The organism is Thalassobacillus devorans MSP14, from assembly GCF_000496835.1.
In the GTDB taxonomy this organism is placed as follows: Bacteria; Bacillota; Bacilli; order Bacillales; family Halobacillaceae; genus Thalassobacillus; species Thalassobacillus devorans_B.
The window spans coordinates 125,519-149,876 of record NZ_KI543238.1 but is presented as its reverse complement, the minus strand read 5'-3'; the positions used below and the strand labels follow the sequence as shown (position 1 = coordinate 149,876).

At 44.7% G+C, this 24,358-nt stretch carries 24 protein-coding genes and 3 riboswitches; of the genes, 5 read left to right on the top strand and 19 right to left on the bottom strand.

Annotated elements, in window-relative coordinates; translation table 11 throughout:
• Window positions 1-5: 5 nt before the first annotated feature.
• From purF to P855_RS0116850, 10 genes are all read right to left on the bottom strand, one after another.
• The gene (gene purF, locus P855_RS0116895; RefSeq protein WP_028784674.1) at window positions 6-1,418 is read right to left on the bottom strand and encodes an amidophosphoribosyltransferase; all 1,413 of its coding nucleotides are present in this window, start codon (window positions 1,416-1,418) and stop codon (window positions 6-8) included.
• On the bottom strand, window positions 1,394-3,619 hold the full coding sequence (gene purL / locus P855_RS0116890; RefSeq protein WP_028784673.1) for a phosphoribosylformylglycinamidine synthase subunit PurL: 2,226 nt from the start codon (window positions 3,617-3,619) through the stop codon (window positions 1,394-1,396). The genes purF and purL overlap by 25 nt, the downstream gene beginning before the upstream one ends.
• Window positions 3,603-4,286: a phosphoribosylformylglycinamidine synthase subunit PurQ gene (gene purQ, locus P855_RS0116885; protein WP_028784672.1), complete on the bottom strand. Its 684-nt coding sequence runs from the start codon at window positions 4,284-4,286 to the stop codon at window positions 3,603-3,605. The genes purL and purQ overlap by 17 nt, the downstream gene beginning before the upstream one ends.
• A complete protein-coding gene (gene purS / locus P855_RS0116880) occupies window positions 4,283-4,531 on the bottom strand; it encodes a phosphoribosylformylglycinamidine synthase subunit PurS (RefSeq protein ID WP_028784671.1) in 249 nt (82 codons plus the stop codon). The genes purQ and purS overlap by 4 nt, the downstream gene beginning before the upstream one ends.
• On the bottom strand, window positions 4,519-5,241 hold the full coding sequence (purC, locus tag P855_RS0116875) for a phosphoribosylaminoimidazolesuccinocarboxamide synthase (protein ID WP_028784670.1): 723 nt from the start codon (window positions 5,239-5,241) through the stop codon (window positions 4,519-4,521). The genes purS and purC overlap by 13 nt, the downstream gene beginning before the upstream one ends.
• Window positions 5,242-5,306: 65 nt before the next feature.
• A complete protein-coding gene (gene purB / locus P855_RS0116870; RefSeq protein ID WP_028784669.1) occupies window positions 5,307-6,599 on the bottom strand; it encodes an adenylosuccinate lyase in 1,293 nt (430 codons plus the stop codon).
• 33 nt (window positions 6,600-6,632) lie between these two features.
• Window positions 6,633-7,757, bottom strand: a complete 1,125-nt coding sequence (gene purK, locus P855_RS0116865; RefSeq protein ID WP_028784668.1) for a 5-(carboxyamino)imidazole ribonucleotide synthase — start codon at window positions 7,755-7,757, stop codon at window positions 6,633-6,635.
• Window positions 7,747-8,238: a 5-(carboxyamino)imidazole ribonucleotide mutase gene (gene purE / locus P855_RS0116860; protein WP_028784667.1), complete on the bottom strand. Its 492-nt coding sequence runs from the start codon at window positions 8,236-8,238 to the stop codon at window positions 7,747-7,749. Before purE ends, purK begins: the two co-directional genes overlap by 11 nt.
• 231 nt (window positions 8,239-8,469) lie before the next feature.
• A riboswitch (purine riboswitch) is annotated at window positions 8,470-8,570 on the bottom strand.
• Window positions 8,571-8,640: 70 nt separating this feature from the next.
• Window positions 8,641-8,844 (bottom strand): NETI motif-containing protein, encoded by a 204-nt coding sequence (locus P855_RS0116855; protein ID WP_028784666.1) that lies wholly within the window; start codon window positions 8,842-8,844, stop codon window positions 8,641-8,643.
• Window positions 8,831-9,382, bottom strand: a complete 552-nt coding sequence (locus P855_RS0116850) for a DUF2179 domain-containing protein (RefSeq protein WP_028784665.1) — start codon at window positions 9,380-9,382, stop codon at window positions 8,831-8,833. Before P855_RS0116850 ends, P855_RS0116855 begins: the two co-directional genes overlap by 14 nt.
• A 140-nt stretch (window positions 9,383-9,522) precedes the next feature.
• Here P855_RS0116850 and P855_RS0116845 point away from each other — a divergent pair, with 140 nt between their 5' ends.
• Complete coding sequence (locus tag P855_RS0116845) at window positions 9,523-9,948, top strand: Hsp20/alpha crystallin family protein (protein WP_028784664.1); 426 nt, start codon at window positions 9,523-9,525, stop codon at window positions 9,946-9,948.
• 92 nt (window positions 9,949-10,040) lie between these two features.
• On the opposite strand, the gene P855_RS0116840 is transcribed toward P855_RS0116845, so the two are convergent.
• The 6 genes from P855_RS0116840 to P855_RS0116815 form a co-directional block, all read right to left on the bottom strand.
• Complete coding sequence (locus tag P855_RS0116840; protein WP_028784663.1) at window positions 10,041-11,375, bottom strand: NCS2 family permease; 1,335 nt, start codon at window positions 11,373-11,375, stop codon at window positions 10,041-10,043.
• 143 nt (window positions 11,376-11,518) lie between these two features.
• Window positions 11,519-11,620, bottom strand: a riboswitch (purine riboswitch).
• Window positions 11,621-11,697: 77 nt separating this feature from the next.
• Complete coding sequence (gene guaA, locus P855_RS0116835; RefSeq protein WP_028784662.1) at window positions 11,698-13,239, bottom strand: glutamine-hydrolyzing GMP synthase; 1,542 nt, start codon at window positions 13,237-13,239, stop codon at window positions 11,698-11,700.
• An 88-nt stretch (window positions 13,240-13,327) separates the two neighbouring features.
• Window positions 13,328-13,429: riboswitch (purine riboswitch) on the bottom strand.
• Between the two features lie 32 nt (window positions 13,430-13,461).
• Window positions 13,462-15,609, bottom strand: coding sequence for a transglutaminase TgpA family protein (locus P855_RS0116830; RefSeq protein WP_235062674.1), 2,148 nt, complete (start codon window positions 15,607-15,609; stop codon window positions 13,462-13,464).
• 62 nt (window positions 15,610-15,671) lie between these two features.
• The gene (locus P855_RS0116825; RefSeq protein ID WP_028784660.1) at window positions 15,672-16,937 is read right to left on the bottom strand and encodes a DUF58 domain-containing protein; all 1,266 of its coding nucleotides are present in this window, start codon (window positions 16,935-16,937) and stop codon (window positions 15,672-15,674) included.
• A complete protein-coding gene (locus tag P855_RS0116820) occupies window positions 16,934-17,899 on the bottom strand; it encodes an AAA family ATPase (RefSeq protein ID WP_028784659.1) in 966 nt (321 codons plus the stop codon). The genes P855_RS0116825 and P855_RS0116820 overlap by 4 nt, the downstream gene beginning before the upstream one ends.
• 150 nt (window positions 17,900-18,049) lie before the next feature.
• Entirely contained in the window at window positions 18,050-18,319 is a 270-nt protein-coding gene (locus P855_RS0116815) for a hypothetical protein (RefSeq protein ID WP_028784658.1), read from the bottom strand.
• Window positions 18,320-18,448: 129 nt separating this feature from the next.
• Here P855_RS0116815 and P855_RS22430 point away from each other — a divergent pair, with 129 nt between their 5' ends.
• The 3 genes from P855_RS22430 (at window position 18,449) to P855_RS0116800 (ending at window position 20,343) form a co-directional block, all read left to right on the top strand.
• Window positions 18,449-18,592 carry a hypothetical protein gene (locus P855_RS22430; protein WP_200865969.1) on the top strand — a complete coding sequence of 48 codons (144 nt, stop codon included), beginning with the start codon at window positions 18,449-18,451 and terminating at the stop codon, window positions 18,590-18,592.
• A 116-nt stretch (window positions 18,593-18,708) separates the two neighbouring features.
• Window positions 18,709-19,134: a MarR family winged helix-turn-helix transcriptional regulator gene (locus tag P855_RS0116805; protein ID WP_028784657.1), complete on the top strand. Its 426-nt coding sequence runs from the start codon at window positions 18,709-18,711 to the stop codon at window positions 19,132-19,134.
• Window positions 19,135-19,140: 6 nt separating this feature from the next.
• Entirely contained in the window at window positions 19,141-20,343 is a 1,203-nt protein-coding gene (locus P855_RS0116800) for an MFS transporter (RefSeq protein ID WP_028784656.1), read from the top strand.
• A 111-nt stretch (window positions 20,344-20,454) separates the two neighbouring features.
• Here P855_RS0116800 and P855_RS0116795 read toward each other — a convergent pair whose 3' ends face one another.
• From P855_RS0116795 to P855_RS0116785, 3 genes are all read right to left on the bottom strand, one after another.
• Complete coding sequence (locus P855_RS0116795; RefSeq protein ID WP_028784655.1) at window positions 20,455-21,231, bottom strand: STAS domain-containing protein; 777 nt, start codon at window positions 21,229-21,231, stop codon at window positions 20,455-20,457.
• A gap of 225 nt (window positions 21,232-21,456) precedes the next feature.
• Window positions 21,457-21,672 (bottom strand): DUF2187 family protein, encoded by a 216-nt coding sequence (locus P855_RS0116790; protein ID WP_028784654.1) that lies wholly within the window; start codon window positions 21,670-21,672, stop codon window positions 21,457-21,459.
• Window positions 21,673-21,938: 266 nt separating this feature from the next.
• A complete protein-coding gene (locus tag P855_RS0116785; protein WP_028784653.1) occupies window positions 21,939-23,477 on the bottom strand; it encodes a BCCT family transporter in 1,539 nt (512 codons plus the stop codon).
• Window positions 23,478-23,715: 238 nt separating this feature from the next.
• Between P855_RS0116785 and P855_RS0116780 the strand changes: the two genes are divergently transcribed.
• Window positions 23,716-24,150, top strand: a complete 435-nt coding sequence (locus P855_RS0116780; RefSeq protein ID WP_327084788.1) for a hypothetical protein — start codon at window positions 23,716-23,718, stop codon at window positions 24,148-24,150.
• The last annotated feature ends 208 nt before the right edge of the window (window positions 24,151-24,358 follow it).

Here is a 24,358-nt window from a genome sequence, read left to right as displayed (position 1 = left end):
AAGTTTTAAGCTTTCACATAGGGAGGTACGGTATTCGGATAGATTTCCGTTGGATAGTTCCCTGTAAAGCAGGCAGCACAAGCGCCATGCTCCATGGACTGACCGCCTTCATAGATGGCATCTTCCAATCCCTCGACTGATAAAAATGCCAAACTATCGGCACCGATGATTTCCTGCATTTCTTCGAGGCTATGGTTGGCAGCTATCAACTCTCCGGATGTCGAGGTATCAATACCATAATAACAAGGGTTTTTGATCGGTGGCGACGCGATGCGGACATGTACCTCAGTCGCCCCGGCTTCCTTCAGCATCTTGACGATCCGTCTGCTGGTAGTCCCGCGAACGATCGAATCATCAACCATGACGACGCGTTTACCATTGACGATACCTCGTACCGGAGATAGTTTCATTTTCACTCCTTGTTCCCGAAGCTCCTGTGATGGCTGGATGAAGGTCCGGCCTACATACCGGTTTTTTATCATCCCAAGTTCATACGGGATGCCAGCCTCCTCGGCATAGCCGATGGCTGCAGAAATACTGGAATCAGGTACGCCTGTTACTACATCTGCCTCAATCGGCGCTTCTTGAGCCAGCGCCTTTCCCATCCGCTTCCGGGAAGCATGGACATTGATGCCGTCCAAATCACTGTCCGGACGGGAAAAATAGACATGTTCCATTGAGCAGAGTGTTCGTTGAATAGGGGCAGAAAAACGCTTCGATTCTATCCCGTTTTCATCGATAATCAATAGTTCTCCTGGCTGCACGTCACGCTCATATTGAGCTCCAATGACATCAAACGCACAGGTTTCTGAAGCCACCACATAACCGGTGCCGAGACGTCCGATCGACAGGGGACGCAGTCCGCGTGGATCCTGAGCTACAAACAGCTGTTTTTCTGTCATGACAGAAAATGCGTAAGCTCCTTTGATCATCGTCAGCGCCTGGACTAATGCTTCTTCCATGTCCAGGTGGCCGCTTCGTTTGATCAAGTGGGCAATCACTTCTGTGTCGGAAGTCGTCTGCAAAATACTTCCTTGTGCTTCCAGCTGATATTTAAGAGCCTGAGCATTGACGAGATTGCCATTGTGCGCGAGTGCCATGCTGCTCTTTTGGGAGCGGAATACCAATGGCTGTACGTTTTCATAGCCGCCACCTCCCTGAGTGGCATATCGGACATGGCCGAGCGCGGCATGTCCATCCATGTCCCCAAGCAAGTTCTGCCGGAACACATCATTGACAAGACCTAACCCTTTGGCCAGCTTCAATTCCTCACCGTTGCTGACGACAATTCCGGCCCCTTCCTGCCCGCGATGCTGCAAGGCATGAAGACCATAGTACGTAATCTGCGCCGCTTCTTCATGTCCCCATACTCCAAAGATGCCGCATTCTTCATTCAGGCCTTTGATTTCACCAAGCATGGAATTGCTCCTTTCCAGGCGTCCTTCAAATATTTCGTCGGTGTATCAAGGATAGTTTCACCATCCATGCTTAAACGATAATGGCCATCATTATTGACGGTACCGACGAAGACTGCCTCTGTCACCAATTGCTCCCATTTTTCATGATCTTCCGGACGTACGGAAACAAGAAAACGCGATTGTGTTTCCGCAAAAAGCTCCGCTGCTGCATTTCCTGTCAAGCTGACATCACAACCGAACTCCTCCCCGAACAGACTCTCTGCCAAAGCAACCGCTAATCCGCCTTCTGAAATATCATGTGCCGATTGAACAAGGCCTGCTTGAATCGCAGCTAACAAACTGGATTGACGCTCTTTTTCCACTACTAAATCAATACGGGGCGCTTTACCAAAATGTCGACCTTCAAGCATTCCTTGCAATTCGCTGCCGCCAAATTCCGGTTCTGCTTTTCCAATCACATAAATCAGGTCACCAGCCCGTTGAAAATCGGATCTGGTAATATGGGAAGTATCTTCAACCAAACCGACCATTCCGACAATTGGTGTCGGATAAATCGCTTTTCCAAAGGATTCGTTATATAACGATACATTCCCACTGATTACTGGGGCCTCAAGCATTTTACAAGCTTCACTCATCCCGTCTACACTCTTTTCCATTTGCCAGAAGATTTCCGGATTTTCCGGCGAACCGAAATTCAAACCATCCGTCAAACCTAATGGACGGGCACCCGAACAGACGATATTACGTGCCGCTTCAGCGACAGCGATTTTCCCGCCTGTTTCCGGATCAAGGTAGATAAAACGGGAATTACAATCCGTAGTCATGGCCAGGGCTTTTTTAGTACCCCTGACTCTGAGAACCGCCGCGTCAGATCCTGGCGTGACGACCGTATTGGTCTGAACCATGGAATCATACTGATCGTAGACCCATTCTTTACTGGCGATTGTCGGCTGCTGCAATAGTTGAAGCAATGTCTCTTCGTAGTTTTCAAATATAGGCTGATAGTCTTCCATTGCTTGAAATTCTTTATAGTATTCTGGCACGCTGGAGGGCTGGTGATAGACCGGTGCATCTTCTGCCAGGGCATCTACCGGTACATCAGCGACTACCTCACCAAGATGAAGCAGACGGAACCGGCGTTCTTCGATGACTTCCCCGACCGCTACAGCTTCCAGGTCATACTTTTTGAAAATCTCACTGATTTCCTGCTCGCGCCCTTTTTCAATAACCAGAAGCATCCGCTCCTGTGATTCTGACAGCATCATTTCATAAGGTGTCATATTCTTTTCCCGCTGTGGAATGTGGTCTAAGTTCATTTTCATTCCTGTTCCGGCTTTACTTGCCATCTCACTGGCCGAAGATGTAAGCCCGGCTGCTCCCATGTCCTGAATACCGACAAGGGCATCATGATGGATGACCTCCAGGCACGCTTCAATCAACAGCTTTTCCATGAACGGGTCGCCGACCTGTACGGAAGGGCGCTTACTTTCCGCTTCTTCTGATAGTTCTTCCGAGGCAAAAGTAGCACCATGGATCCCGTCACGGCCGGTTTTCGCTCCTACATACATCACCGTGTTGCCAACACCAGCGGCAATTCCTTTTTGAATGTCGTTATGGTTGATCAAGCCGACACACATGGCATTGACAAGCGGGTTGCCTTCATAAGAATCATCGAATTGCACTTCTCCTCCCACCGTCGGCACGCCTACACAGTTTCCATAACCAGCAATCCCACGTACTACTTCTTCAAACAGGTATTTGATCCGAGGATGTTGCAGGGAGCCGAAACGAAGCGAGTTCAACAAAGCAATCGGCCGGGCACCCATAGAGAAAACGTCACGGATAATCCCGCCGACACCGGTCGCTGCTCCCTGGTATGGTTCGACTGCTGAAGGATGGTTATGGCTTTCGACTTTGAATACGACAGCCTGGTTATCACCGATATCAATGACTCCCGCGCCTTCACCTGGCCCCTGCAATACGTGAGGACCTTCTGTGGGGAATTTTTTCAAGAGCGGCTTCGAGTTTTTATAACTGCAGTGCTCGGACCACATGACGGAAAACAAGCCGATTTCGGTATGGTTCGGGCGTCTCCCTAACAATTCGACAACCTGCTTGTATTCCTGGTCGCTGAGTCCCATTTCTGCGTATAACCGTTTCTGTTCTATTTCTTGTGGACTTATTTCAAGCATGGATGACATGATTATTCCTCCAATACATCAAAATGGACTGAAATAAGCGCAGTCCGTCTGCATTTCCGAGCAGGCTTTCCACCGCGCGTTCCGGGTGTGGCATCATACCAAGCACATTACCGCTTTCATTTACAATACCAGCGATATCTCCTGTTGAGCCATTAGGATTATTCGTGTACGTAAAAACAATCTGTTCATTATCCTTCAACTGTTGAAAAACAGCTTCATCACAATAGTAATTCCCTTCTCCGTGAGCGATCGGAAGCTGGATCAGTCCGCCTTTTTGATATTCAGAAGAGAACATCGTTTCGACATTTTCAACACGCAATTCTTCATGGTGACACATGAATTTCAAATCCCTATTGGGAAGCATCGCACCTGGTAAAAGGCCGGATTCCAATAAAACCTGGAATCCATTACAAACACCTAAGACCGGCTTTTTGTCTGCTGCTGCTTCTTTGATCTGCTGGACAATATTCGACGTGGAAGCGATCGCTCCGGAACGGAGATAGTCCCCATAGGAAAAGCCGCCTGGCAGTAAAACCGCGTCATATTCAGTTAAATCTGCATCCTGGTACCAGACTAAGTCCACTTCTTCCTTCAAGCCATCCTTGATGGCATGGTACATATCCCGATCACAATTGGAACCCGGGAATACAACAACAGCAAATTTCACGCGATGACCTCCTCTATCTGATAGGAGTAGTCTTCTATCACAGGGTTAGCAAGCAGTTTTTCACACATCTCCTCTACCTGAGCTTCCAGCTCCTCCGTGTCTTCCATCATGACTTCCATGTACTTCCCAACCCTTACTTCGTTAACATTTGCATAATCCAAAGTATTCAAAGAGTTTTTCACCGCTTTACCTTGTGGGTCTAAGACGCCTTCCTTCAATGTGATATAAACCTTTACTTTACGCATTTGTTCTCCTCCAGTCGTTGTAAAATAGTTTCATAGGTTTCGATCAGATCGCCGATATCTTCGCGGAAGACATCTTTGTCCATTTTTTCCCCGGTTGTGACATCCCAAAGCCGGCATGTATCTGGTGAAATTTCATCAGCTAATACAATGGTTCCATCTGCCAGACGCCCGAATTCCATCTTGAAATCTACCAATTCCAGATCAGCCTGCCTGAATAGCCTTTTCAATATTTCATTGATTTTAAGTGCGAGAATTTTGATATGGTCAAGATCATGTTCTGTTACGTCTGCTAAACGTTTGGCATGATCATCATTGATGAGCGGATCATCGAGTTCGTCATTTTTATAAAAAAGTTCGATGAGTGGAGGGTTAAGCACTGTTTTTTCCGGAATAGCCAGACGTCTTGTCAAGCTTCCGGCGGCAATGTTCCGGACTACAACTTCCAATGGAACAATTGTTGTTTTTTGAACAATTTGTTCAGTATCGTTCAGTGCTTTTAAAAAATGTGAGGGGATATGCTGCTGGTGTAAATGTTCAAAAATACGGGCAGTAATTAAATTATTCAAACGGCCTTTACCGGCAAATTGGTCTTTTTTCTTGCCATTGAAAGCCGTAGCATCATTTTTGTAAGAAAGTATTAATTGCTCAGGTTTACCATCGACATAATAAACTTTCTTCGCTTTACCTTCATATAATAGGGAGCCTTTCATTTTCAGAACACCTCATTTAGTAAAAGTAAAGGGAGAAACACCATGTGTCCCTCCCCTCCAGTCGACTACAATCCAATCCGTTCGAAAATACGGTCTACGTTTTTCAAATGATGGTTGTAATCAAAGCATTGGTCGATTTGTTCAGGGGACAGTGTTGATGTTATTTTTTCGTCTGCTTCAATTAACTCTCGGAATGGAATGCCTTGCTCCCAGGCTTCCATCGCCTTCGGTTGCACCAGGTCGTAAGCTTCTTCACGCACCATGCCTTCATCAATCAACGTCAGCAGCACCCGCTGCGAGAAAATCAAGCCGTAAGTTTTCTCCATATTGGCTTTCATCTGTTCCGGGAATACGGTCAGGTTTTTGACGATGTTTCCAAACCGGTTTAGCATGTAATTGATTGCGATGGTCGCATCCGGCAAAATGACACGTTCCGCGGACGAATGAGAAATATCGCGTTCATGCCAGAGGGCGACATTTTCAAACGCCGTCATCATTTCACCACGAATCACCCTCGCCATTCCGGTCATATTCTCAGATCCGATTGGATTACGTTTGTGCGGCATTGCCGAGGAACCTTTTTGACCTTTTGCAAAAAACTCTTCCACTTCACGGGTTTCCGTTTTTTGCAGCCCACGGATTTCAACGGCCATTTTTTCAATCGATGTCGCAATCAAACTTAAGGTAGAAACGTAATGAGCATGACGGTCACGCTGCAGTGTCTGCGTCGATACAGGCGCTGGCTTAAGTCCCAGGTTGCGGCACACATAATCCTCTACATATGGATCGATGTTGGCATAAGTACCGACTGCCCCGGATAGTTTTCCGACTTCTATGTGGTCGATGGCAAGATCCAAACGTTCCAGGTTGCGCTTCATCTCTTCATACCATAGGGCAAGTTTCAGACCGAAAGTTGTCGGTTCGGCATGGACACCATGTGTGCGTCCCATCATGACAGTGTGCTTATGCTCCAGGGCTTTGTCCGCCAGGATGTCGATAAAGCTTACCAGGTCTTTGCGGATGATTTCATTCGCCTGCTTTAATAAGTAGGAAAGAGCGGTATCAACGACATCCGTTGAAGTCAGCCCGTAATGAACCCATTTCCTTTCCTCCCCTACCGTTTCAGAAACAGCACGGGTAAAGGCGACCACATCATGCCTTGTTTCTTTTTCAATCTCATAGATGCGCTCGATATCAAACGATGCATGCTGGCGCAGTTTCTCCACATCTTCTTTCGGAATAATGCCAAGCTCACTCCACGCTTCGCAGGCAAGCAGTTCAACTTCAAGCCATGCTTTGTACTTGTTTTCTTCTGTCCAGATGGCTCCCATTTCTGGACGTGTGTAACGATCGATCATGTTACTCCTCCTAAAACTGTCCCACCCAACACTTTACCATGTGGGAAGCTGATTTTCTTCTATCCGTTTAAAAATCTCTTCTAAGCTCTCCCCTATTATCGTGATGTGACCCATCTTCCGTGCCGGCCGTGCTTCTTCTTTACCGTAGTCATGGAGATGAAAATCATAGAGTTGAGGCAGCTCAGCCAAAAGTTCTTCCCGATGCTTCCCTAGGATATTAATCATTATTGCTGCCGGGAAAGATTGGATTTTCAAAAGCGGCAGCCCGCAAATTGCACGGATATGCTGTTCGAACTGTGATACGTTGCATGCTTCTATCGTATAATGACCTGAATTGTGCGGGCGCGGTGCCATTTCATTGATATACACCTGTTCATCTTTTACAAACAGTTCGACAGTAAATGTGCCGACCACTTGTAATTTTTTCGCTAATGTCTTTGCAGCTTCTTTAGCCTGATTTGCCACTTTTTCTGTGATTGCTGCCGGTATTTGCGTCTGATGAAGAATCTGGTTATTGTGGGTATTTTCTGCAATTGGGAAATAAGTTATGTCGCTCGTTTGACTTCGTGTAAATACTACCGAAATTTCTTGTTCAAAAGGGATGAATGCTTCGATAATGTAAGTAGAGTCTGGGGCGATAAATGTATCTGCCTCCGAAAGATCTTCTTCATTATTCAGCTTCATTTGCCCTTTTCCGTCATACCCTCCCGTAATCGTTTTGATGATTGCAGGGTAACCAATAGTCTGGATAGCTGTTTCTACTTGATCAAACGTTTGAACTATTTCGTATTCCGGCACATTCAAACCTGATTCGACAGCGATTTGTTTCTCTTTTTGTCGATTTTGCGTAACTTCTAAAGGCAATGACCCTTGCGGTAGCTTCCCCGTCTTTTCGAGTATGTTCGCCATATTCAGGTCGACATTTTCAAATTCATAGGTAATGACATCACTGATCTTATTAAGCTGTTCAGCAGCTTCGAGGTCATCATAAGCTGCCTCGATATGATAGTCCGCGACTTGGGCACATGGGCAATCCGGTTTCGGATCCAGCACAGCGATCCGGTAGCCCATATGCTTCGCTGCTACAGCCATCATCCGTCCCAGCTGTCCGCCTCCTAAAATTCCAATCGTCTGACCCGGTTTAAGTCTAACTGTCATGAAGCTCTCTCCTCATCTCATTTACTTTTTCTTTCATACTGGTACGATAGTCTGCCAGTTTTCCCGCGAGTTCATCATCAAAAGCGCCAAGTATTTCTGCAGCCAATAGTCCAGCATTCTTCGCACCAGCTGTACCGATAGCAACCGTAGCGACCGGGACGCCTCCTGGCATCTGAACAATCGATAATAGTGAATCCATTCCTTTTAATGTCTTAGATTCAACCGGGACACCGATGACCGGAAGGGTTGTCTTGGCTGCTGCCATTCCCGGTAAGTGAGCTGCACCACCTGCTCCAGCGATAATCACTTTTAATCCTTTATCTCTTGCTTCATCTGCGTAGCGGAACATATCTTCCGGTGTCCTATGAGCGGAAATGATTTCTTTTTCATAGGCGATTCCGAGATCATCCAGTACTTCGCATGTATGCTTCATCGTCGACCAGTCGGAAATGCTTCCCATGATTACTCCTACCCTAGCCATCAAATCCCTCTTTTCATTAATTTAAGGCTTCGCGCCTAATATATAGCTTTCTTCATGCTGTTAATAGCTGTTTTTTAGCGCAATTTTATTGCTTTTCGCGCTCTTTTTAATAGTGAGCTTTTATTCGTATTTTCGACCGAAAACCAAAAAGCGCCTATCCAACCTTCTCTACGACTGAGAGAAGATGGATAGACGCTTTTTGCGGATACCGAATATAACCATTGCAAGGCAGCAATGATCCATCTTCCTCATAGTCCGGCAATTTAAGGTTGCCGGGTAGAGACGAACGGGCCATATTCCCGTCTTATATGAGGTGCTATATTCAATTTCTACATTCATCATAACAATTTCTTCGAATAGCTGTCAACGTAAAAAAACGAACATTTAAAATCACAATCATTTTTATTGTTCGTTTTTTATCGCCTGGAAGACAATTTTTCGGCCGACCGGTTCGTAGTCTTTCCGGCCGTCACGCTTCACTTCCTGAAAAATCGGCTCTTCTACTCTTCTGACCGGTGTGTAGCCTTCCTTTTTCATCCGATCCAGACATTGATCGATGGTTTCGTGTTCCTGAACTTCAAAACGCATTTTCTTATTTTTCGCCATTGCTTAACCTCCCCTTCTTCACCTGTTTGACCCAGAAACCGCCGTGGATCTGTTTCGGTTCATAAGCGATAATGAACGCTTTCGGGTCAAGTGTACGAATCGTTTCATACAACTTCAGTTCATATTTCCGAGGAGTCAATATTTGCATGGCTAACCGGTCACCTTCCATTCCATACGCAAACCAGCTGGTAACCCCGTAGCCTTTATCCCGGAGCTTACGGGTAAATTCAATGTCCGGACTGGATGAAATCACATTAACGGTAATGTAACCGAGCGCCAGCTTTTCTTCAATTTTCATACCGGCAATGACACCAAGTGCATACCCGACTGCATAAGCGATGACATTCTGGATCTGATCAAGATTTTCCAATACTAAACCTAAACCGAGGATATAAATAACAATTTCAAACATACTGATCAAAGCAGCTAAATACCGCTGTCCTTTCAAGGTCAAAATCATCCGGATAGTGAAAAATGATACGTACACGATATTAATGACCAGAATGATGACGATCATGACCAAGGCATTATCGAGCATGGCAGCCCCTCCAAACCTATTAACTTATCGTCCCACCTCATGGGTATTCACACAGGTAAAAGATATGCATACACTATATAACATGAATGATCTTTCGCACAATATCTTTTTTACATTTTAAGGGAGAGGCTGGGATTACCATGAATCAATTCGATGATTGGAAAAAGAACCTGGATCGTTTTTTTGGCCATGATTTCTGGGGAGATTTTGAAGGACTGGTCAAGCCCCCGCTGCCCCAACTGAATTTATACCAATATGATAATGAACTGTTGTGCATTTTCAATATCCCTGGTTTAAAAGACCTGAATAAAGTGGATGTCTTCGTAAATCATGCCACACTGGAAGTCAGAGGAATTGTCGAAATCAACCAAAAAGGCGGCCAGCAGCTGAAAGGCGAAATCATGCAGGGAGCTTTTGACCGTAAAGTCGAACTGCCTTATCCTGTTCGGGACGATAAAATTCACGCGTCCTACAAACAAGGGTTGTTAGTCGTTCAGCTCCACCGCTTAATTTCAGACTCCAACCAAAAGAACCGGATTCAAATCACTAATTTGGAGGACGAATAAGTGCATCTCTTTTGTGAAAATAACCAATGCTGACTTTCGTGCAGCATTGGTTATTTTGACGTTCTAACTTGAAGTTTTGGTACTCAGCTCTCCTACGACAAGAAAATAAAGTAAAGAATAAAGATTACAAATAACAGATACATGACCGGATGGACTTCTTTGATCCGTCCTTTCATGATCATTGTAATCGGGTAGAAAATGAATCCCAGCGCAATACCGGTAGCGATACTATACGTCAGAGGCATTGCGATGATGGTGAAAAAGGCAGGGACAGCAATTTCAAACTGATCCCAGTCGACATTTTTCAAAGAAGATGCCATCAATACACCGACGATGATCAACGCTGGGGCTGTAACTTCCGCGGTAACTACTCCTAACAAAGGAGAAAACCATAGAGCCAATAAGAAGAACCCGGCAGTTACGACAGAAGTAAAACCAGTACGGCCGCCGGCTCCAACACCAGCAGTCGATTCGATATAAGAAGTGGTGGTGGATGTACCAGCCACTGCACCCACTACTGTGGCAGCAGAGTCAGAGAACAAAGCACGTCCTGCTCGTGGTAATTTATTATCTTTCATAAAACCAGCTTGCGTTGAAACAGCCACCAATGTTCCGGCCGTATCAAAGAAATCAACAAACAGGAACGTCAATATGACTACCAGCATTTCTATGGTGAAAATATCTCCAAAGTGGAGAATGGCCTGTCCAAAAGTAGGTGCAATACTTGGCACGCTGCCCACGATATCTCCGGCACCACTTGGCGGGTCAATCAATCCGAAGATCATTCCCGCTACAGCAGTGAGGATCATCCCATAGAAAATCCCGCCTTTGATTCCCAGTGACAATAAAATCACAGAGGCGAAGATACCAAAGATGGCGAGAAGAACGGATGGTGAGGTCAAATCACCAAGTGCAACCAATGTCGCTTCATTCGCCTGGATAATTCCCGAACTTTGAAAACCGATGAATGCGATGAACAGCCCGATACCAGCCCCAACCGCCATTTTCAGATTAGCCGGAATTGCGTTGATGATTTTTTCACGCAGGCCGGTCAGTGTTAAAACAATAAAAATAAGTCCAGATGCCAAAACACCAGCAAGTGCGGTTTCCCATGGAATTCCATAGCCTAATACAACTGTGTAAGCAAAGAATGCGTTCAATCCCATACCCGGAGCTAACGCAATCGGGTAGCGGGCGAACAAGCCCATAATCAAGGTACCAATAGCAGCAGCAATCGCTGTAGCTGTAAATACCGCTCCTTGATCAATGCGTGTCACACCCTCAGGCAATTCATCGATTCCGACAAGTGCCAGGGTCGTCGGGTTGACGAATAAAATATAAGCCATAGCCAGAAACGTTGTCATGCCAGCCATGAATTCTGTCCGATAATTGGTTCCGAACTCTTCGAATCTAAAAAACTTCTTCATAGTGTTTCTCCCCCTCTATATTTAACCAGTAGATAGAAATTTTATAATTTCCTAGACATTGAAAAAAGCACTCCCGGAACTTCTCCAGGAATGCTGAACTGACGTGGGGAAATTAGACGAGCAGCAAAAAAAACACCTTTGCCACTTGTCCAATTCACCAACGTAGTCAGGCCATTTACGGCAGCCTGGTAGAAACGTTCGGGCCATATTCCCGAATTTATACGACGGTATAACTATTTATTTCTCTTTTATCGTACGAGCCTTTCCGGCAGTTGTCAACACAGAAACCGAATATTATATATTAAAATATTGGAAATGTTCGTTATTCCCATTCGATTGTTGCAGGCGGCTTGCTTGTTATATCATAGACGACACGATTGATATGCTCAACTTCATTGACACAGCGGGTCGAAATCTTTTCTAAAACATCCCACGGGATACGAGCCCAATCGGATGTCATGCCATCGATAGAAGTAACCGCCCTGATTCCGATCGTATGGTCATAAGTCCGTGTATCTCCCATGACCCCGACAGAACGAAAGTTTGGAAGAACCGTGAAATATTGCCAGATATCCCGGTCCAATCCGGCGTTGCTAATTTCTTCACGAAGAATTGCATCGGACTCACGAACAATCTTCAGCTTTTCTTCGGTAATCTCTCCTAAAACACGAATCGCAAGCCCTGGACCAGGGAATGGCTGCCTCCATACGATTTCATCAGAAACACCCAGCTCAGATCCCAGCACCCGAACTTCGTCTTTAAACAGCGTATTCAGCGGTTCAATCAATTCAAATTGCAAATCTTCCGGCAAGCCGCCGACATTGTGGTGAGATTTGATAGTCTGGGCTGTTTCGGTACCACTTTCGATAATGTCAGTATAAAGCGTGCCCTGAGCAAGGAAATGAGTATCCTTTAACTTAGCCGCTTCATCATCAAACACATAAATAAATTCGTTGCCAATGATCTTCCGCTTTTCCTCCGGGTCAGAAACGCCTGCCAGCTTATTCATAAACCGGTCTTTCGCCTCTACCTTGATGACATTCATGTTAAAACCATCGCGGAAGGTATGCATGACACTTTCTGCTTCCCCTTTGCGCAAAAGTCCATGATCGACAAATATACAAGTCAGCTGGTCCCCGATTGCTTTATGGATCAAAGCAGCAACGACAGAGGAGTCGACCCCGCCGCTCAATGCACATAGCACCTTCTGGTCACCAACTTGTTCGCGGATCTTTTCCACTTCCATATCAATGAAATTTTCCATCGTCCAGTCGCCCTCACAATCACAGACAGAGAAGACGAATTGCTTCAAGAGATTATTTCCGTATTCCGAATGCCGTACCTCCGGATGAAACTGTACGCCATACATTTTACGCTCATCGTCACTGATAGCAGCTACCGGACAAGAAGGGCTGGTAGCGTCTGTAGTGAATCCGGGAGGAGCTTCGATCACCTTGTCACTATGGCTCATCCAGACAGTTTGAACCAGTGGCGTATCCCGGAAAAGGACAGACTGGGATTCTTTCAGTGTAATAGCAGCTTTTCCGTATTCACGCTCGTTCGCGCGCTCCACTTTTCCTCCAAAATGATGCGTCATCAGTTGCATCCCGTAGCAGATGCCGAGAACTGGGATCCCCAGTTCAAAGATTTCTTCATCGCAACGGAAACTGTTTTCTCCATAAACACTGTTTGGTCCACCTGAAAGGATGATCCCCTTTGGATTCATCGCTTTCACTTCCTCAGCGGTCAGCTTATGGGAATGCAACTCACTATATATACCAAATTCCCTGATTCGTCTTGTAATCAACTGGTTGTATTGACTTCCGAAATCCAGTACTAGAATAAAGTCGTCCATTTGCGTCATTTCTTCAGCTCCCTTTTCTCCATAAAGCTTAGCCCTCAAAAAAATAGACTTCTGCCCCTGGACACAGGAAGGCAGAAGTCCACAATCATCACTGGAAATCCGCCTTCATAGTCAGGACATTTACGGCATCCCGGTAGAGACTCTCGAACCCTATTATCGAGGATATATGAAGGTGTGTTTGGTTGTAATTTTTATTCATTCTATCAATGGGAATGGTAAGAATCAAGACAATGCCCTGTTAATTAAATTTTCCCATAATTCTGTTACCTTGTCCCATTGATTGGATTGTTGCTCATTGCGATAAAGTATCCGTTCATAATGGTAAGTCAATATCTTCATATCATTCATCTGTAAACGCATGTCAACATCCCGGGCATATTCACGGAGGGTCTGATCCGACCTCCGCTTCATCCCTTTATGGGCAAGGACTTTCAATAGATATTGATAAGCTTTTTGATAAGTCTCTGCATCTCCCATATGTTTATATTTTCGTCTCATATAGGCGGACATCCAGCGGAACCTTGTGATATATAAAGCAATCGCCATTCCTGCTACTGCCAGTGCTATAAGAGCATACTTCCAGAAGTTACCGCCGTTCCGGGCAGTTCCAGCTCCGCTTTTTCCTTCATTGAAGTTTTCCTCTATTTCCATTTGCTGTTGCGGATTTCCCACTTCAGGAGCGGGGATGTCTTCTGAATCTTCTTCCTCCGTACTATTCCCTGACTCCTCTGTATCTACATAAAAGTCGGTAGGGTTTGAAAAGCCCTTCGTTGGTTCGAATGGAACCCAGCCAATGCCGGGAAAATGGACTTCCACCCAAGAATGCGCATTCCCATTAGTCACTTGATACAGGTTATACGACTCGCCGTCATCAAGTTCGGCATCTGACTGTTGCAGCTCCCCGCCAGTAAAACCTTTCACCCAGCGTGCCGGGATTCCGACGGAGCGCAGCATGACGACCATGGAAGTGGAAAAGTTATCACAATAGCCTTTCTGCGTTTCAAATAAAAACTGATCGACATAGTCATCGTTTTCTCCAGGGACAGCTACGTCTTTGGTGTTGTATTCAAAACCACTGGAAGAAAAGTAATCTTCTATCGCTTTTACCGCATCATAGCGGTTATCCTCATCCTTGATGATTTGCCTGGAAAGATTCCTGACCCGGTTCGGCAAGTTATCCGGGAGCTGCAGATAGGTCGTACGAATTTCCTCCGGGTCCTCTTCTCCCGCTTCCCTTAACTGGTCATATTCATATGAAGGGACATCAATCCTCATCCGGTAACCAGGAATCTGCTCGGCATTGCCATTCAAACGGGTTTCGACTTCCCCTTTCGGCTGGTTGACATAAAATTGAAATCCTTCCGCGTATGCGATCACTTTATCTGCCCCATAAGGGTACACCATTTTTTTCAGCGCCGCTTCATTGGTGAAGTTGACAATGGTAAATTGTTCTTCGGTTTCCACTTCATCCGTGAATGTCCTGATTCCGAGATCACCGCCATTCACTTGGCGGATATCTTCTTCAAGGGTATTCTCCCACCCTTTACCGGTGTAAAAATTCTTTGTTTCTACCCTCCAGTACCTTTCTTGTTTAGCGGCTGCCTGAAAGACCGGTGTTTCATCCTGGATGAAGGCCCCGCCTAACTCGGAATCATCTTCTCCATAACCTATTTTCTGTATGCCTTTTCCTCCAACGCCTGTACCACCGCTGCCTCCGACCGCACTCTCCAGATAAGGAACAGGGTCAGCCCACTGCGGCCCCGGTTTCGGAACGGCATAACCCACGACCGTTGATAATAAAATAAGGCCTGTCATCGGTATAACCCAACGTCGCAACCGGTTCATCCCGAGCAAGGTGATTTGTTCTTTTTCCATTTCTTTAAAGAAACTGGATACTCCAAGGGCGACAAGCGCAATTAAAAATGTCCGTACTATCGCCCATTGACCGTTATATTCAGTGAATGTATCCATTACCGTAATGACGATGAAGGTCATCAGCACGAAAAGGAAGATTCGTTTCGCGACGACAAACCAGAAATATAACAGGTAACTCATCAGCCAAAGCAGAACCAGAAACAAAAAGCTTCTGAAAAACCCTGTCATCTCCCCCCATGACTGAGCCAGTATCACTTCGAAGTTATAAGCGAACTGCTGATAAACAATGATGAACCATTCTTTACTGAACAACCCTTCGTAAAGAAACAATCCATCTAAAATGAACACAAGTCCCAGGAACTTTATTGGCATGGAGAACCACCAATTAACCTGTAAAAAAGAAATAAAGAAACAGAATGCTGCGTAAATCACGAAAATCGTCAGGTTATGTGTGTCTGTCACTTTTTCTAACGGGCGCATCCATTCCCAAAACAACAGAAAACCACATAGGTACAAAACCAGTTGATAATAATATTGTTGTTGGCTGCGAGAGAGTGTCATACCTTCACCTCGAATTTCTTCCTGCTAAGCTCATCTTCGGTTAATAGATTGACGATGACAGCCCGATGATCCAGTTGTTTCATCAGCTTGCGAGTATGAGCAGTGATTTCTGTTGATGGACTGATAAAAAACAAAACTACTCGCTTAGCTTTATGCTGCATGCGGGCAAGCGCATCTACGAGCTCGTCATCGAGCGTGGTGGTCACCAGCATCGTTATGACTCCCGCGGGGAGCTGGTGCTGCTCCTTTGCTAAACGCTTTGAAAAAGAAGCCTGACCGATGGGCATGACTGTCGAAAGGTGACGCCGGATATTCTCCATTTGGACCTTATTCTGCTGAAAAGAAAAGGTAGCAGTACGATCAGCCATCGTCTTCACCAGCAATTGGGAAGATTTCTTTTGCAGCACAGCAAGCAATGAATCGGTCAATTCCACCGCACCTTCAAATGCGATCATATTTTGTGACGCTCGCCTGCCGGCATCCAAAACCACCAGCATATCCACACTCTTTTCCTGTTCGAATTCTTTCGTCATAATAGCATCTTTACGAGCCGTCGCTTTCCAGTCGATCCACTGGAACCGGTCACCCGGCATGTATTCCCGTACCCCGGCCACAATGTTTGTGTTTTTATTACTCAGGGATAAAGATGGACTGGCCCCCTGCTGGTAGCTGTACGCCTGTTCTTTGAATTGCAGATCACGACGGTAGGGATATGCGATCAGCATGTGAGCGGATTCAAACACATGTTCCTTTTTGATGAAACCAAAAAAATCCCCGGTTTTTATCCGGATCGATTTCAGATGATGTTCGCCTCGAGGTATATGATCAAGGGTATATCGATAACGGATGGATCGTTGAAACCACGGAAATGCCACGCGTTTCATCACTCGTTCATCCATTAATTCTTGAGTCTTAGACATCCAACGGAATTTGTCGATATGGGTATCACGCTTTTTCAAAGACGCAGGGAAATATTCTTCCAGCACACAATAAAATAGCGGGAAAGGAGTCCGCCTGGTCAACAGGACTTCCACCTCCACAGAGTCACCTGCCTGGACAATCCGTTTAGAGAGATGACGGGTAGCAGCCCAATTATCAAGCGGATACACCAATAGCAGCAGCATATAGAGGATAAAGGGCAGGAAAGCCGTAAACAAAAACCAGCTGACAAAACCTCCCTGGAACATAGCATAGGAAAACACCACTGCAAACAGCAGCAGAATCACCAATAGCTGAAGGGTAAACCTTAACCAGCGTTTCATTCATGCTTAGTCCTTTGCACAGGGATGGAAATATTTTCAAGGATGGTGTCGGTGATTCCTTCCGGCGTAAACCCTTCAAACTTCGACTCTGATGTCAAGATGATCCGGTGCGGCATCACAAACCGGGCTAAGTATTTCACATCGTCCGGAATAACGTAATCCCGGTCCTGAATATATGCATAGGCTTTAGCAGCTTTCATCAACGCAATGGAACCACGGGGGCTTACTCCAAGATAGACACCCTCATGTTCCCGTGTGGCTGTTACGAGTTCAACGATGTAACTGCGAATTGTATCGTCCACATAGACATCTTTCACTTTATTTTGAATATCAATCAACTCATCCCTGGTCAGCACAGCTTCTACCATGGTCAATGGATGGTCTCCAGATGTACGGCTCAACATTTCCCGTTCCTGCTGTACGGTTGGGTACCCCATATTCAATTTAAGAAGGAAACGATCCAATTGCGCTTCCGGTAAAGGATATGTTCCTTCGTACTCAATCGGGTTCTGGGTCGCCATGACAAAGAAAGGCTCTTTTAATGGCACAGGGGAACCTTCCACTGTGATACTGGATTCTTCCATCCCTTCCAATAAAGCGGATTGCGTCTTCGGAGAGGTCCGATTGATCTCATCCGCAAGGACTACATTCCCCAAAATCGGGCCTGGACGGAATTGGAATTCCATTTCTTTCGGGTTATAAATGGACACACCAGTCACATCGGAAGGCAGCAGATCCGGGGTAAACTGAATCCGTTTAAACTCACAGTCTAATGATTTGGCGATTGTCCGCACCATCATGGTCTTTCCGACACCTGGTACGTCTTCCAAAAGGACATGTCCTTTTGCTAAAAGGGCCACCATGCTTAGAAGGGTGACCTCCTCTTTTCCTACCATTACTTTATTCACATTTTTCAATACTTCAGAAATTTTCGGTTCGTATAAGGATAGTTGCTGGGTCATTTGTCGACTCCTCTCACCTTCGATAACTCCTGGAAAGATTAAATTTTCCGTATATTTCAACTATACTATATCCTGTCTCATGGGACAAAGTTCACCGCTCTTTGGACTGTACATGGAAAAATACAAAAAAGCCTAATAAATAAGGCTTTTTCACACATTTTTCAGCTTGATGTTACGATAATTTTTTACAAGGATAAAATTGTCATCTATTTCTAATTGGAATTTCCCCCGGATGGATTCCCGGTAACCTTTTCCTTCAAATTCCAACCGCCATAGATGGGAGGTTCCTTCCAATAGCTGCCCTATTTTGTGTAAGGAACAGGAAGAACCATTAATTTTAATCGTACTACATTCCCTGACATAGGTGCCTGTTATAGAATAGGACTTACTGCCAATTTTCATTGTGGAAAAATATCTCATTCTCTCTCCTACTTTTCGTCAGTTTCTAACGGAGTTTTTAAAAGCTAAGTTCTTTGCAATAAACTCCATAAATTATACCATAGGATTAACCAATTACTCGTTATAACTTGTCCAAAAAGGAGGGCTATCTTGAGTTTGAAATCCACCATCTACAAAGTGTTGCGCGTCTGGAATGATGTCGATGCTGTCAGGAAAGGTAAGATCGGCCGCAGAATTGGTAGAAGAACAGCAGGAAAAGTAACTGGAAAAATCATGCGAAAGTTATTTAAATGATCGAAGAGAAGCTTCTTATTACAATGGAAGCTTCTCTTTTTGTTTACATTTTTTATAATAAGCGTTAAACTAAAACAATATATTATTTAGCTAGGTAAATAATCGAGGTGAACGTATTGTCTAATAACGAAACTCGCGAATTATTCCACTTATTGAATCAGCGGGTCCGACTAATAACAAAAGAAATGAACAACATATTGAGCGGCCATGGGTTATATCATTCCCAATGGTCCATTATTTTTTGTCTGGATCAATTCGGTCCAATGACCCAAACAGCAATTTGGAAGTACTTGCATGTAGAAGCTCCCACGGTCACCCGCACGATATCCCGGATGGAAAAGAACGGCTGGATCATAAGGAAACAAGGTGAAGATAAGCGGGAGCGCGTCATCGAATTGACGGATGCCGCCAAGGAAAAGTTTACTGCTGTCAATAAAGCAGTCGAACAGGTAGAGCAGGAAATGGCACAGCCTCTTTCCGGCGAGGAAGTTCAACAATTACAATATCTGCTAAAGAAATTAGCCATTAAAGAAGGAGAGTAACCCATCATGCAACAAAGCAAGCGCGAACCGATTTGGACGAAGAGCTTCATTAGTATCTCATTGACGCAATTTACAGTCTTTCTGGCTTTTTACTCCCTTTTGACCACGCTGCCTATCTACGTCATCCAGGATATGAACGGAACAGAAGCCCAAGGCGGACTGACGGTCACTGCCATGTTAGTGACAGCCATTCTAATTCGTCCCTTTTCAGGTAAAATAATAGATGTGCTCGGAAAGAAGAAGACATTGATCGCAAGCATCACGTTGTTTACGATAACCACCTTCCTTTATATAGGAATTAGCGAATTTATACCTTTGTTATGGCTGCGGCTGTTTCACGGACTGTCATTCGGTCTGTTCACTACCGTAAGCGGAGCGATCGCTGCCGATGTCGTCCCTGAATCACGCCGGGGCGAAGGAATCGGATATTTCGCTATGGCGATGAACCTTGCTGTTGTTGCCGGGCCGTTCATCGGCCTGTCGGTATTGCAGTTCGCCCCATTCCAGGTGCTCTTTACTCTGTTAAGTGTCTTCATGGTCAGTGGAACTCTATCTGCTTTTCTGGTGAATGTACCAAACGCAACTGAAACCAGCCAAAAAACGGCCAGATTGAAGTTTTCCCTGCACGATCTGATAGAAACAAAGGCAGTCCCGATTGCCTTGATCAGCAGCCTGGCCGCCTTATCTTACTCGAGCATCCTTTCATTCCTGTCCGTTTACGCCAATGCTATCGGACTTTCATCGGCAGCCAGTTATTTCTTCCTGGTATTTGCCATGGCCATGCTGTTCTCAAGACCATATCTGGGAAGAGCCTATGACATCAAGGGACCGAAGTTTGTCATTCTTCCTTGTCTATTTATCTTCGCTTTCGGTCTTGTGTTCATCAGCTTTACTAGTACGGCCTGGATGCTGCTGGTTTCTGCAGCGATTATCGGGCTGGGCTATGGCACATTGTTGCCAAGTTTCCAGACGATGGCTGTTCAATCCGCACCGATCGAGCGAAGCGGGCACTCGACCGCTACCTTCTTTATGTTTTATGATACCGGGATAGCCGCCGGGTCTTTCATTTGGGGAGTGGTGGTTGCAAAAGCAGGATTCCAGCAATTATATCTTATCAGCGCTGTCGTCGTGCTCGTATTAATCGGTCTTTTCTATGTATACCAGTCCAAACGCCAGACGAACTATGCCCCTAAAAACCACCTGGCATAAGCGGGAGTAATCATGGAGATGGAAATCAACACTGATATTTAACTAAGCTGATTGAAATAAGGCATTGACCCGGTTTTCCATGCGTAAACAGCCTGGTCAATGCCTTTTTTGTTAAGTATGATTTTCGTTCGCTTCCGATTTATCAATGATATATTTCAGTCCGGCATGCGCATTTCGGAATGTTGCCAGGTCCCTGTCCAGGTACTCAAAACTCATAGCCAGCTGAGGAGTGATGCCGACAAGGATGCACTCCGTCCCGACCAGTGCCAAGGTTTCAGTCAACTGCTGAATCTGGTAACTGATTCCTTCATCAAATGTGTGGATACCACTTAAATCAATCAACGCATGGGCAATATCCTCTGATGCACATTCATTTAAAACGAACGCCGTCAAACGTTGAGAGCGGTCACTGTCAAACGTGCCAATCAATGGCACCGCAAGGGTTTTATCCCAAATCTTGATCAGCGGCGTCGATAGCTCTTCGATCAGCTTATCTTTTCTTCTCTCCTCTTCCGCTTTTGTCGTAACATCCATCAGCATGACTACATATCCATCCACAGCACCCGCTTGATCATGAACTGGCGTGATGACAATATCTGCGACAAATTGATTGCGTATATTAATACGTGCACGATGCGTCTCACTCAAACCCGTCATTTTTTCTCGCTGGTATTCTGGATTTGTGTGGAAATAATCCATATTCATCCCAATGAAATCTTCAGCATTCTTCCTGCCAAATAAAGGAGCGATCGCAGTAAAAAGCTTTACCGCATTGGCATTCATCCATGTTACGTTATACTCGGTATCCGCTACTATGATGTTCTCTCCAATACTATTCAGCGTATCGATAACTGATATATTTTCAGGTATATCTCCAACATAATTCATAAAACCCACCTTGCTTCACTTATTTTGTGCTATTATACACTTTTTCATTTACTGCACGAAATGTTCCTGCTTTGTTATCGCAAGAAAACCAGCATACACCCGGCTCCCTTCGATAAGCTTAACCCTTTATTTATCCATATCCACTACATGTTACTTCCCATGAACATAAGAAAAAGCCTGGTTCCGGATAAGCACCGGGACGCAGACTTCCTGATATAAAGATTTTTATTTAGAAGAATGTAGCACTTTATATTTTCCTGGACCCACTACCGTATGCGTATGTTCAAACCCTGTATCTTCAAGATTATCCATCACACTCAGGTCCACCATGATACATCGCTGGCAGGAAGATGTAACTACCTTCCCTTTTGCGTCGACACCGTTTAATTTAAATGAAATGATATCTCCTATATTCGCTTCGTGACCTTCAGGGGTTTCCATCGCCAACATCCTTTCCATCAATAATGAATATGATGTTTTCTGACATTATAACAAATTCAAAGAAAATTTCCATCTTTTTGATACACCACAGGTTTCCACTGCTTAAATAGCAAAGAAAGCAGTTCACGAAAACTGCTCCGTTTACCCATCTTGCGCGTTGATGATGTTTCCCATTTTTCCCGTGTCATAAGGACTTTTTTCTTTAAGAATGCATAACCAAAAAACCTCTCACCAGCGAACGGGTGAGAGGTTTTTTATTATGCATTCTATGATTTTCGTACATTATGCTTCCATGCCTCGTCTTTATCGATCATCCGCTTCGCAGCATAGATCAGTAAGAATTGAAGGAAGATAATCGGCAGCCCCATCAGCCCGGAAATTACTTCTAATGGTGGTAAGCCGCCAATACGCATCAATAACAATGACAACCCTGTGATTACAGCGGCGACTACGATACGAAGTGTTTTAGGCGGTTCAAATTTACTCATATCTCTCGTACTCGTATAAGCCGCTACGGTATAGGTTGTAGAATCCAGTGTGGTCGTCAGGAAAATCATTGCGACAATCATGAAAATGACAATAGCCACATTACCAAGTGGAAGTGTGCCAAGTATTTCCGGAATAGCAGCCATTCTAGCTTCATTTTCGACAATCTTCAAGACAGATAGATCACCAGAGAGATACCTGTGTACTCCCAGTCCACCAAGCACTCCAGTAGCAATCCAGGAGATCAAGGTAGGCGCCAGCAGATACGTCAGAATCATTTCTTTGATTGTACGCCCTCTCGAAATTTTGGCCGCGAACACACTGTGAAGCATGGCCCAGGTTGCACTGTAGGCAAACCAGAATACGGTGTTACTCTGTACGTGGGAGGGCTTCCCCTGGTGGACAGAATCTGTATTCAATGAAAGATTCAGGTAATTGGATAATAGGAATGAAATACTATCTGAGAAATAGTTCAGGATGAATACACCAGGACCTGCTATCAAAATAAAGATAGCGAAAAATCCAGCAATATACATATTCCAGGTACTTAAGCGCTTGATCCCTTTCTCTATTCCTAAGTAGGCACTAAGTGAAAATAAAAATACCCAGATGATCGTAACAATGATAGTCATTGTAAATGATACTTCCATGCCTAACAAGTTAGATAAATTATGCGTGATGATTGGTGCACCAAGGCCTAATGTTACGGCAGCACCTGCAAGTATACTGATCAGGAATAAGATATCAAGGAACTTGCCGCCCCATCCATCAGTGAATTTATCCCCGAAAATGTCACGGCATGCTTCCGAAATCCGCATCAATGGGCGTTTTTTCACATGAAGAATATACCCCATAGCCGGAGCTGCCATAACGAATATCGCAAACACCTGGAATCCCCATAGGAACATACTGTAGGAATTCCCCCATAAAATCGCTTCCGCTGAGCCAGGGTCTACACCGGCAGGCGGGTCGTTTGCTACAGATGTCCATTGCAGCATCCCTGTCCGCATGATAGTCGACCCTACACCCATGGCGATCAGGATGGATGCATATTCAAACAAATTGAAACGCGGCTTTTCCTTCGGATCGCCCAGCACCACTTGTCCATATTTTGAAAAAGATAGATAAAGTCCTGCTGCAACAAGAATGATGCCATACCAGAGATATCCCCAGCTGAACACCTTTACAATATAATCAAAAATAGAATTTAGTAATTCCAAGGACTCTTTTTCGTATAAGGCAAATGGAATACTGATCGCTAAGATGATTAGTAAAGATGGTACAAATATCGAATAGTCAATCAGTTTCTTTTTATTCATCGAATCCTCCTCAATTTTTCTCTCGCCTCGTAATGGTTCCCCTTTCCTATTACCCTGAAACTAAAATTTATAACGAACTTCGAAATAAATGAAATTGCCATTTACATCCACCGATTCCTGCTATACCTCCCGACCAAAAATTAACAGAAAAGCAATATAATAGCTTTGCAAACATAGCTAATTCTGATTAAATAAAATTAACGATCGACAAACGTAAAAAATACCAGGACAAAGGACTGTGATCTGGAAAATGTTATATATACGGGATATTGAAACCCTTATCGAACATACCCTGAAAGAAAACAAATTAGACATCCACTATGAAGCGAACAACCGCCTCACTACTCCGATGAGTTTTAACGTATCGACCAATACACTCACATTCAATTACCTGGAAGTGAACGGGTATATCAGTAAAATGAAAATTAAAGAGTCAGATGAGAATCTCGTGAAAATCATGATTTATCACGAACTCGGCTATTATCTGACTTTTAAAAAACATAAACATGACCTGCGTACACTGATGTATGGAGAAGATGAGGAAGTAGAAGCGCTAAAGCATGAAATAGAAACGAACGCGTGGGAATATGGAAGGTCATTGGCTGGTGATGAACTGCTGGACTCCTACGATAAAGTAAGGGAACTAGACGCCATGCTGATCAAAGGTTTATAAATCGCAAAGTCTCTCCATCCAGGCGCTATAATAAAGATAGAAGATCAAGGGAGCAATGTGTATGAAAAAGTTGGTTCTTTCCTCTGCTGCTGTGTGCGGGGTAGGAGATATCACAATCGAGATGAAGTAAACGAAAGGGAACTGCTTCCATGCAGCAGTTCCCTTTTTTCCATACTTTTTAATATTGATAAAATAAATAATAAGTTCA

Bases quoted from the DNA above. Each gene is read 5' to 3' on its own strand.
- purC (WP_028784670.1), bottom strand. From the start codon at position 5,241: ATGAAAGGCTCCCTATTATATGAAGGTAAAGCGAAGAAAGTTTATTAT.
- P855_RS0116785 (WP_028784653.1), bottom strand. From the start codon at position 23,477: ATGAATAAAAAGAAACTGATTGACTATTCGATATTTGTACCATCTTTA.
- purL (WP_028784673.1), bottom strand. From the start codon at position 3,619: ATGTCATCCATGCTTGAAATAAGTCCACAAGAAATAGAACAGAAACGG.
- P855_RS0116855 (WP_028784666.1), bottom strand. From the start codon at position 8,844: ATGGCGAAAAATAAGAAAATGCGTTTTGAAGTTCAGGAACACGAAACC.
- P855_RS0116790 (WP_028784654.1), bottom strand. From the start codon at position 21,672: ATGGAAACCCCTGAAGGTCACGAAGCGAATATAGGAGATATCATTTCA.
- purS (WP_028784671.1), bottom strand. From the start codon at position 4,531: ATGCGTAAAGTAAAGGTTTATATCACATTGAAGGAAGGCGTCTTAGAC.
- P855_RS0116850 (WP_028784665.1), bottom strand. From the start codon at position 9,382: ATGCTCGATAATGCCTTGGTCATGATCGTCATCATTCTGGTCATTAAT.
- purE (WP_028784667.1), bottom strand. From the start codon at position 8,238: ATGGCTAGGGTAGGAGTAATCATGGGAAGCATTTCCGACTGGTCGACG.
- P855_RS0116845 (WP_028784664.1), top strand. From the start codon at position 9,523: ATGAATCAATTCGATGATTGGAAAAAGAACCTGGATCGTTTTTTTGGC.
- P855_RS0116800 (WP_028784656.1), top strand. From the start codon at position 19,141: ATGCAACAAAGCAAGCGCGAACCGATTTGGACGAAGAGCTTCATTAGT.
- P855_RS0116815 (WP_028784658.1), bottom strand. From the start codon at position 18,319: ATGAGATATTTTTCCACAATGAAAATTGGCAGTAAGTCCTATTCTATA.
- purF (WP_028784674.1), bottom strand. From the start codon at position 1,418: ATGCTTGGTGAAATCAAAGGCCTGAATGAAGAATGCGGCATCTTTGGA.
- P855_RS0116840 (WP_028784663.1), bottom strand. From the start codon at position 11,375: ATGAAGAAGTTTTTTAGATTCGAAGAGTTCGGAACCAATTATCGGACA.
- P855_RS0116795 (WP_028784655.1), bottom strand. From the start codon at position 21,231: ATGAATTATGTTGGAGATATACCTGAAAATATATCAGTTATCGATACG.
- P855_RS0116820 (WP_028784659.1), bottom strand. From the start codon at position 17,899: ATGACCCAGCAACTATCCTTATACGAACCGAAAATTTCTGAAGTATTG.
- purB (WP_028784669.1), bottom strand. From the start codon at position 6,599: ATGATCGATCGTTACACACGTCCAGAAATGGGAGCCATCTGGACAGAA.
- P855_RS0116825 (WP_028784660.1), bottom strand. From the start codon at position 16,937: ATGAAACGCTGGTTAAGGTTTACCCTTCAGCTATTGGTGATTCTGCTG.
- purK (WP_028784668.1), bottom strand. From the start codon at position 7,757: ATGACAGTTAGACTTAAACCGGGTCAGACGATTGGAATTTTAGGAGGC.
- guaA (WP_028784662.1), bottom strand. From the start codon at position 13,239: ATGACGCAAATGGACGACTTTATTCTAGTACTGGATTTCGGAAGTCAA.